The sequence below is a fragment of the Streptomyces sp. SID3343 genome (assembly GCF_009865215.1).
GTDB lineage: Bacteria > Actinomycetota > Actinomycetes > Streptomycetales > Streptomycetaceae > Embleya.
Genome location: NZ_WWJX01000923.1, coordinates 1 through 9,006 on the forward strand (window position 1 = coordinate 1; position 9,006 = coordinate 9,006).

Sequence of the window (9,006 nt, forward strand, 5' to 3'; positions counted from 1 at the left end):
GATCCTGGACGCCTACGCCGAGGGCCTGTACGACGGCCTGCACCTGGTCGCCGCGCTGGCGTCGCGGCACGCGCTCGCGGCCGCCGGCCTGGACGCGGCGGTGCTCCGGCTGCTGCGCGCCGAGGACGCCGCGACCCGGCGGGCGTGGGCGGGGTCGCCGCTGGGGCCGCCGCCGCGACGCGTGCACCTGGCCCGCGCCGAGGGGCTGGATTTCGCCGTCATCCCATCGGACAAAAATACTTCCATCTGGAAATGATCGGCTCTAGTGTCTCCTCGAGACCTTCCGGGGTCGCCAGGAGAAGAGAGCACCATGAGCGATGTCCCCCTGTCTGAAAATCGCCCACCCGGCCATCGCGCGCCCGACATACGCGCAGCCGACCCGCACGCGACCGACGGACCCGCGTCCGAAGGCGCCGCGTCCCACAACGTCGAGCAGTTCGGCTACAAGCAGGAACTCCGCCGGACCCTGAGCTTTCGCGACCTGCTGGTGTACGGCCTGGTGTTCATGGTGCCGATCGCGCCGTTCGGCATCTTCGGCGGCGTGTTCCAGGGCTCGGGCGGCATGGTCGCGCTCGCCTACACCGTCGGCATGGTCGCGATGATGTTCACCGCCCTGTCCTACGCGCAGATGTCCCAGGCGTTTCCGATGGCCGGATCGGTGTACTCCTACGCCGGCCGCGGCATCGCCGCCCCGGTCGGGTTCCTGTCGGGCTGGATGATCCTGCTCGACTACATCCTGGTTCCCGGCCTGCTGTACCTGATCGCCGGCGTCGCGATGAACTCGCTCGTGTCGTCGATCCCGGTGTGGATGTGGGTGATCGGCTTCGTCGTGCTCAACACGGTCGTCAACTACACGGGCATCGAGATGACCGCCAAGGTCACCCGGGTGATGCTGATCGGCGAACTGATCGTGCTCGCCCTGTTCATCGGGATCGGCCTGGCCGCGCTCGTCGACGGCAAGGGGCGCGGCTTCGACCTGACGCCGATATACAACGGCGACACGTTCTCCTGGAGCCTGGTCTTCGGCGCCGTCTCGATCGCCGCGTTGAGCTTCCTCGGCTTCGACGGCATCTCGATGCTCTCCGAGGAGAACAAGGACGCCGCGAGCGCGATCGGCAAGTCCATGGTCGCCGCGCTGCTGCTCGCCGGCTCGCTGTTCATCGCGCAGACCTGGATCGCCGGGCTCCTGGTGCCCGACCCCGACCGGCTCATCGCCGAGGGCGACCCGGACGGCACCGCCTTCTACGACGCGGCCCGGGTCGCCGCCGGCGGCTGGCTGGCCACGCTGACCGCCGCCGCCACCGCGATCGCCTGGGGCTTCGCGAACTCCCTGGTCGCCCAGGCAGCCACGTCGCGGCTGCTGTACGCGATGGCCCGCGACCGCCAACTCCCGTCGTTCCTGGCCAAGGTGCACCCCAAGCACCGCGTCCCGGTCAACGCCACCCTGCTGACCGCGGCCGTCTCGCTGGGCCTGGGCCTGTACACGTCGCAGCGCGAGGACGGCATCACCCTGCTGAGCACGCTGGTCAACTTCGGCGCGCTGACCACGTTCTTGGTCCTGCACGTGGCGGTCGTCGTGCACTACCTGATCCGCAACAAGAGCAAGGACTACTGGCGACACCTGATCGCGCCCACCCTCGGATTCGCGATCCTGGCGTATGTCGTGATCAACGCCGACGTCGCCGCGCAACGCCTGGGCTTCGTCTGGCTCGGGATCGGCGTGGCGCTGCTGATCGGTCTGGCCGTGTCCGGCCGCCGCCCCCAACTGTCCGCCATCGACCGAGTCGAGGAACCCGCGTGAGCCTGCCCGACGTCGTCTCCCTCAAGCCGACCCCCGACCAGTACGCATACACCTTCGGCGGCCGAGCACCGCTGCTCACCGTACGCCCGGGCACCATCGTCGAGTTGGAGACCGAGGACTGCTTCGCCGGCAACGTCAAGGGCGTCGGCGACCTGCCCAGCCAGGTGTGCACGTTCCCCTACCTCAACCCCGTCACCGGGCCCATCGCCGTCGAGGGCGCGGAACCCGGCGACACCCTCGTGGTGCACTTCGTCGACATCACGCCGGCCCGGGACTGGGGCATCTCCAGCACGTTTCCCAACTTCGGCGCGCTCACCGCCACCCACAGCACGGCGATGCTGCACCCACCGCTGGAGGAGCGGGTATGGAAGTACGACATCGACGTCGCGGCCGGCACGTGTCGCTTCCACGCGCGCACGAGCGACTTCTCGGTCGAACTCCCGCTGGACCCGATGCACGGCACGGTCGGCGTCGCCCCCGCGGCCGGCGAGACCATCATGTCCATCACCCCGGCCGCGCACGGCGGCAACATGGACACCCCGGAGATGCGCGCGGGCACGACGGCCTACTTCGGCGTCAACGTCGAGGGCGGCCTGCTCTCCATCGGCGACGGCCACGCCCGCCAGGGCGAGGGCGAACTGTGCGGCACCGCCGTCGAGGCGGCCATGCGCACCGTGATCGTCGTCGACCTGATCAAGGGCGCCGCACCCGAGTGGCCGCGCCTGGAGAACGACGACTACCTGCTCGCGGTCGGCTCGGCCCGCCCGCTGGAGGACGCGTTCCGGGTCAGCCAGCGCGACCTCGTCGGGTGGACGGCGCAACTGCTCGGCCTCGATCAGCTCGACGCCTACCAGCTCGTCAGTCAGGCCGGCCTCGCCCCGGTGGCCAACGTGTGCGACACCAACTACACGATGATCGCCAAGCTTTCCAAAATCCTGCTCGGCAACAACCGGGCGTACGAGGGTCGGCACGACCGACTGCGCGCGATCGCCGCCGAGTACCTGCGCCAACGCTGACCATCCCCGATCCTGCCCGCACCGCCGCCGCGCGGGCCGGACGAAGGCGCCGCCCGTCGCTTCGGACGCACGGGCGGCGCCCGCTCGCGCTACGATCCCCCGGTCGTACCAATGGATCGGGGGAACCGTGGCACGTGTCGTCGTTGCGCGAACTGTGGTGCCACGGGGAATACTTCGGGCCTTGCCGGCCCTCGCCGCGCTGACGGCCGTGTCCTGCTCGGCCTCGGGCGCGACCTTCGACGGTCCCATCCACGACGTCACCCGGGACTACCTGCACACGGTCGCCGATGGTGGTTCCCCGGCCGCGTTCTACGGCACGTGTGGCGGCCGGCCCGTCGCGGACTCGCACCTGTTGTTGGTGGGCGAGGGCCCCGGCTTCAAGGTCTCGATGGTCGGTTCCACCCAAGAGGACGATGCGGCCAGTGTGAACGTGTCGATCACCGGCCGGGACGGCTCCGCATCCCCGTACTCCGTCGACTTGGAGCGGGAGAACGGCACGTGGCGCGTCTGCCGCCTGGGCAAGGGCAACGTTCAGATCAACGTCGACCTGCACGCGCAAGCCGTGCCCCACGATCGGTGACGCCGAACCCGGCGGCGGCCGGCGCCGAGTGACGGGCGTCACGGTCATGGAAAGTGCAACCCGGCTGTGGCACGATCCGTCACCCTGGGTCGTGGTCGCCGCACAGGCGGCCCCACCCCGCCCTCGTCCGATGGAGTGAACGCATGTCGATAACCCATGTGTCCGGCCGGTTCGACGGCAAGACCGCGGTGGTCACCGGAGCGGGTTCGGGGGTCGGCCGCGCGACGACGCTGCGCCTGGCCGCGGAGGGCGCGAACGTGTTCGCCCTCGACATCGCCGCCGACGCGCTCGCCGAGACCGCGACACTGGCCGAGGGCCTCGCGGGCAAGGTCTCGACCCGGGTCACCGACGTGTCCTCGCGCGACGAGTGCTTCGCGGCGGTGGCGGAGGCCGTCGCCGAGTTCGGCGGGCTGGACGTATTGGGCAACGTGGCCGGGATAGCCCGCGCCGAGCACATCCTGGACGTCACCGAGGCGCAGTACCGGCGGATGATGGGCGTCAACACCGACGGCTACTTCTTCATGTGTCAGGCCGCCATCCCGCACCTGCTGGAGCGCTCCGGGAACATCGTCAACATCGCGTCCAACGCCGGTGTGACGGGCCAGGCGTACGGCGTCGTCTACACCATGAGCAAGGGCGCGGTAGTCCAGCTCACCCGGTCGTTGGCCTGGGAGTTCGCCAAGAAGCCGCTTCGGGTGAACGCCATCGCGCCGGGCATGGTCGACACCGCCCTCGTGGCGAACTACCAGATGCCCTCCGATGTCGACTGGGATCTGGTCGGCCGTGTGATGGCCCCGCGCCCGGCGGCCCAACCGGAGGACATCGCCTCGATGTTCGCCTATGTGGCGTCCGCCGAGGCGCACAACGTGCACGGGGCCATCCTGGCCAACGACAGCGGCCTGACCGCGGGCTGACCCTCGCCGACCGGCACCCGCCCCACGAACAGGAGTAGGGCCAGGGGTCGTTGCGACACCCGGCCGGTCCTCCGGCCGCGAGCGGTTCACGCAGACGCTCGGCCGGGATTGCCCGGTCGAGCGTTTCGCGTGCGCGCGGGTCTCGACCGCGACGAGGAGGCCGAGGGCGTCGGCCGTGACCGCAAAGCCCCGACGCACCCGACCGGCAGCGCCGCCGCATCGGCACGTGGTGGCCGGTCGCCGTCCCGGCCGGCTTGGTCACCGTCTCCGTGTCCGCCGCCCGGGCCGCTGGGTCCGGGCGGCTACCGACCCGCTCGGCGACCCATTTTTGAACGCGTTCAACTCGATGGGTTAGGGTTCTCTCGGAGTGACTCGGACCGAGGGGGAGCCGATGAGAATTGTGATACCCGGCGGAACCGGACAAGTGGGCACGATCTTGAACCGTACGCTCGGCGCCGCCGGACACGAGATCACGATCCTGACCCGGCGACCCCGACGCGAGGGCGAAGTGGGCTGGGACGGCGCGACGTTGGGTCGCTGGGCGGAGACGATCGACGGCTGCGACGTCGTGGTCAACCTGGCCGGCCGCAGTGTGAACTGCCGCTACACCCCGGCCAATCTGCGCGCCATGATGGACTCGCGGGTACGCTCCGCCGAGGTCGTCGGCGAGGCGATCGAAGCCGCGGCCCGGCCGCCGCGGGTCTGGCTCCAGATGAGCACCGCCACCATCTACACGCACCGCTTCGACGCCCCCAACGACGAGGCGACCGGCGAGATCGGCGGCGCCGAAGCCGGCGTCCCGGCGTACTGGGCGTACAGCGTCGAGATCGCCAAGGCTTGGGAGCGGGCACAGGAGGCGGCCAGGACCCCGCACACCCGCAAGGTCGCGCTGCGCTCGGCGATGGTGATGAGCCCCGATCGAGGCGGCGTCTTCGACGTGCTGTCGCGGTTGGCACGGCTCGGGCTCGGCGGCCCGGTCGCGGGCGGCGCACAGTACGTTTCGTGGATCCACGAGCGCGACTTCGTACACGCCGTCGAATTCCTCGCGGAGCGGGACGACCTCGCCGGACCGGTGAACCTCGCCGCGCCCGGGCCGCTGCCCCAGCGCGCGTTCATGCGGGCGCTGCGGGCGGCATCGGGCATCCCGGTCGGTCTGCCCGCGACCCGGTGGATGGCCGAGATCGGCGCCTTCGCGATGCGCTCCGACACCGAACTCCTGTTGAAGAGCCGCCGCGTGATCCCCGGCCGCCTCGTCGACGCGGGCTTCGCCTTCGGCCACCCCGAGTGGCCGAAGGCCGCCGGGGACCTCGTCCGCCGTCTCCGCGCCGAACCCGCCGACGCGTTGCGGTAGCCGTTCGGTACGGGCCCCCGCGCCGGGCGGCCGGGCCCTACCCCACGAACTCGCGGTCGCCGTAGTGGACGTTCGCCTTGGACCAGTCGCCGCCGAGCGTGCCGACGAAGGCGCGTACCAGGGTCGCGTCCGCACGGTCCGCGACCAGGATCAGCTTGCCGCCGCGCACCGTCACCGAACCGCCGAACAGTCGGTCGCGGGCCTCGGGATCGGCCACCAGCCCGTCGTGCAGGCGCTGCGCGCTCACGCCCGGCACTTCCACCTCGATCGCGTCCGCGCGCGCGGACGTGCTCGGCAGGTACTCGAAGGTCAGCACCGACTCCTGCCGATACCGCGTGCGCAGCCCGTCGGCCACGAGCCGCAACCGCGCCGCGTCGATGTCGTCGACGTCGAACTCGCGCGAGCGCTCGTAGGTCGCGGCCTGGAGGTCGCTCGACCAGAACACGCCGTCCAGCAGCGAGGACTTCTCCGGATCGGCGCCGCTCGCGCGGACGATGGTGCGTACCTCGCAGGCGAACCCGAGCAACCGGTCGGCCAACCGCGGGTCGTGGGGGTCGCTGATGATCGCCGTGTTGTTCGTCACGAAGATCTCCGCGTCCGGCAGGTGCCGGCGAGTGTGCCCGGGCGAGGCATCGGCCGCGCAGTGAGGGGCGTGCGACGATGTCGCCGCCACCGCGGTCCGAGCGCCGCCGGCGCCGATGGTGATGCCGAACGCGAGCACGAGGGCCGCGGGCCAACGCTTCATCGGGTTCCCCCTGGGACGTACGAGACGATCGTGACGACATGCCGATCGCGAAGGTGACAAGGTATCGGAGCCCCGGCCACCGCCCGGCGGCGGCAACCGCCGCTCGGTACCCCGGAGGGCACGGCCGCCCTCAGCTCCAGTCCCAGCCGATCCCGAGGATGCCCGGCCCCACGTCCTGTTCGGCCAGGTGGACCACACTGTGCCGGCCGTTCAGGGTCAGGTCGCGGCGGCCGGTACGCGGCGCGCCCGCCGTGGTCTGCGCGAAGCGCCGACAGTGCACCGGCAGCGCCGCCGGGTCGAAATGCACCTGGAGAACGTACTGCCCGCACGGGAACGTGAAGCCGCGCAGGTACTCGTCGCTGGGTCCGGCCGTGCCGTCCTCGAAGCCGTAGCCGAACACGTACGTGTCGCCGGCCCGCAGCCGCGCGTCGAACAACAACTCCGCCACCAGCACGGCGCCGCCCCGGTGGTAGCGCACGCGGCCCACCCGGCAGTTCTCGGTCGCCCGCACCCGCACCCGACTCGGCTCGCACCCGACGTCGCCGACGTGGATGGCGAGATAGCGGTCCACGCCGTCGCGATGCGCGCGGACCACGTGGTCCGACTCGCGTCCCTGGAGCTGGCGCAGCGGACCGACCTGGACGCGCTCCAGTTGACACACGGTGTGCAGGCCGCCGTCGGCCGGGGATTCCAGGTCGGTCAGCAGTTGCCGCAGCGTGCCCGACTCCTCGACGACGGAGCGATACGACCGCGACGCGAGGCGTTCGGCGCTCGCGGGTTCGAGCAACCTGGTCAGCGCGTGGGGTGGCAGTTCCAGCACGTCTTCGAGCACCCGCACCGCGCGCAGCGACTCGGCGCGCTGCGGTTGACGGGCACCCTGCTGCCAGTAACTGAGGCTGGTCACCCCGACCTTGACCCCACGCTGGGCCAGCCGATGCTGGACCCGGTGCAGGGCCAGACCGCGGGCGGCCAGGGCCGCGCGCAGGGCCAGGTGGAACGGGCCGACCCGCAGCGCCCGCGCCAATTCCGCTTCGGCCTCGGCTGCTTCCGCCTGCTCGTCGGTCCGCGGCATCGCTCGCCTCCCCTTGTGAATGTTCACACCGCCGGTCGGGAGCGCCGGCCTCGACGGTCGTATCCCGTACCACCGGTCCCGGGTCGTTCACATGCCGGTCGCGTCGTTCACACCACCGCTTCACCCCGCATTGAAGCGTCTTGAAATGCACCACGACAACACCCGATAGTCCAGTGCAGCGTCCGGACGCGCGCCACGCACCACTCCCCCGCAAGGGAAGGAACGCCATGACTCGAATGTCCCCACGAGCGGGCCACGCATCCGGCAGACGCGCCTCAGCGGTGAGCATCGCCGTGGCCGCGCTGCTGTGCGCACTGCTGTCGGTGCCGTCGGCGGCGACCGCCGCGCAGGCACCGGCCACCGGCCAACCGCAGGCGCAGACGCAGACGCAGGCGCTGACGCAGAGCGAGGCACTCCCCGCCGCCGCGCTCGCGAGCAAGAAGCTGAACATCACCATGCAGGCGCAGCAGAAGAGCAACTGGTGCTGGGCCGGCTCCGGCAACACGATCGCCACGTGGTACGGCCGCAACTACAGCCAAAACCAGTTCTGCAACGCCTCGTTCGGTCGGTCGCAGAGCACCGAATGCCCCAACTCGCAGGCCACGCTGGGCAACGTACAGACCGGGTTGCGCTGGGCCGGTATCAACTCCGGTTCCTACGTGACCGGTTGGCTCCAGTACGGCACCGTGCAGACCGAGATCAATGCGAACCGGCCGATCGAGACCCGGATCCAGTGGTCCTCGGGCGGCGGTCACATGCACGTGATCTACGGCTTCGACACGTCGCAGAACTGGGTCTACTGGGGCGACCCGTGGCCGAGCAACTCCCGCTACAACTGGGCCTCGCACAACTGGTACGTCGACAACAACGAGTTCTCCTGGACCCACTCGCTCTACCGGATCGGAGCGTGACGCCGTGACCGGTAGTCGGATCAGTGCCGGCCGGCGCCTGTTGGCCGCCGGCGCCCTCGCCGCGGCCGTGACCCTCACCCTCACCCCACAGGCGGCCCACGCGGCGAACTCCTCGTCCGTGCCCGCCCCGGCGGCCCCCGACGCGGCGAGCGTCGGCGCCGCACACGACGTGAGCACCGCACCGGGCACCCTCGACACGCTGTCCCGGTTCTTTACCCGCGACGGAGCGCTCACCGCGGCCGGCCCGTCGAGCACCGCGTCCGGCCCGTCGAGCACCGCCGACGTGGCACCCAGGATCGAGGGTGGCGTCGTTCCCGTCTACACGCTCGCCCCCGAGTTCGTGGCGGCCGAGTCGGGCAGGACCGAGGTCCCGATCGCCCGACAGGAATTCCTCGCGAGTACCGCCGTGGCGGCCGACGGCCGCAGAGCGTCGGTGTGGACGGCTCGGACGGCGAGCGGGTGGCAGGTCGTGAACATCGCCGAGGGCGACGACGAGGCCCGCTACACGGCGGCCGGCGCGAGCCGGCTCGCCGGTGGTGTGGTCTTCCGCGAGCCGCAGATCAACGCCTGGTACGTACAGGGCGGCGATCGGGTGTTGCCGCTCAACGCCGAAGCG

At 70.9% G+C, this 9,006-nt stretch carries 9 protein-coding genes and 1 pseudogene; 8 read left to right on the plus strand and 2 right to left on the minus strand.

All coding sequences use genetic code 11. The features are described 5' to 3' along the window. From GT354_RS28870 to GT354_RS28895, 6 genes and pseudogenes are all read left to right on the plus strand, one after another. Positions 1-256, plus strand: a pseudogene (locus GT354_RS28870) (acetamidase regulator); the annotation flags it as partial. 54 nt (positions 257-310) lie between these two features. After that, positions 311-1,801, plus strand: a complete 1,491-nt coding sequence (locus GT354_RS28875) for an APC family permease (protein ID WP_161359312.1) — start codon at positions 311-313, stop codon at positions 1,799-1,801. After that, positions 1,798-2,817, plus strand: a complete 1,020-nt coding sequence (locus tag GT354_RS28880) for an acetamidase/formamidase family protein (RefSeq protein ID WP_161359313.1) — start codon at positions 1,798-1,800, stop codon at positions 2,815-2,817. Before GT354_RS28875 ends, GT354_RS28880 begins: the two co-directional genes overlap by 4 nt. Before the next feature lie 181 nt (positions 2,818-2,998). Next, positions 2,999-3,397 (plus strand): hypothetical protein, encoded by a 399-nt coding sequence (locus GT354_RS28885; RefSeq protein WP_161359314.1) that lies wholly within the window; start codon positions 2,999-3,001, stop codon positions 3,395-3,397. 143 nt (positions 3,398-3,540) lie between these two features. Beyond that, positions 3,541-4,311, plus strand: coding sequence for an SDR family oxidoreductase (locus GT354_RS28890; protein ID WP_202512432.1), 771 nt, complete (start codon positions 3,541-3,543; stop codon positions 4,309-4,311). A 391-nt stretch (positions 4,312-4,702) separates the two neighbouring features. After that, positions 4,703-5,662, plus strand: coding sequence for a TIGR01777 family oxidoreductase (locus GT354_RS28895; RefSeq protein WP_161359315.1), 960 nt, complete (start codon positions 4,703-4,705; stop codon positions 5,660-5,662). 37 nt (positions 5,663-5,699) lie between these two features. On the opposite strand, the gene GT354_RS28900 is transcribed toward GT354_RS28895, so the two are convergent. Then, on the minus strand, positions 5,700-6,407 hold the full coding sequence (locus GT354_RS28900) for a hypothetical protein (RefSeq protein WP_202512433.1): 708 nt from the start codon (positions 6,405-6,407) through the stop codon (positions 5,700-5,702). Between the two features lie 130 nt (positions 6,408-6,537). Beyond that, positions 6,538-7,479, minus strand: a complete 942-nt coding sequence (locus tag GT354_RS28905; RefSeq protein WP_161359316.1) for a hypothetical protein — start codon at positions 7,477-7,479, stop codon at positions 6,538-6,540. 227 nt (positions 7,480-7,706) lie between these two features. Here GT354_RS28905 and GT354_RS28910 point away from each other — a divergent pair, with 227 nt between their 5' ends. Then, on the plus strand, positions 7,707-8,390 hold the full coding sequence (locus tag GT354_RS28910) for a papain-like cysteine protease family protein (RefSeq protein ID WP_161359317.1): 684 nt from the start codon (positions 7,707-7,709) through the stop codon (positions 8,388-8,390). Positions 8,391-8,394: 4 nt separating this feature from the next. Then, on the plus strand, positions 8,395-9,006 hold a 612-nt coding region (locus GT354_RS28915; RefSeq protein ID WP_202512434.1), incomplete at its 3' end, for a hypothetical protein.

Excerpts from the sequence above, each read along its gene's own strand:
- GT354_RS28875 (WP_161359312.1), top strand. The coding sequence starts at position 311 with ATGAGCGATGTCCCCCTGTCTGAAAATCGCCCACCCGGCCATCGCGCG.
- GT354_RS28905 (WP_161359316.1), bottom strand. The coding sequence starts at position 7,479 with ATGCCGCGGACCGACGAGCAGGCGGAAGCAGCCGAGGCCGAAGCGGAA.
- GT354_RS28910 (WP_161359317.1), top strand. The coding sequence starts at position 7,707 with ATGACTCGAATGTCCCCACGAGCGGGCCACGCATCCGGCAGACGCGCC.
- GT354_RS28895 (WP_161359315.1), top strand. The coding sequence starts at position 4,703 with ATGAGAATTGTGATACCCGGCGGAACCGGACAAGTGGGCACGATCTTG.
- GT354_RS28900 (WP_202512433.1), bottom strand. The coding sequence starts at position 6,407 with ATGAAGCGTTGGCCCGCGGCCCTCGTGCTCGCGTTCGGCATCACCATC.
- GT354_RS28890 (WP_202512432.1), top strand. The coding sequence starts at position 3,541 with ATGTCGATAACCCATGTGTCCGGCCGGTTCGACGGCAAGACCGCGGTG.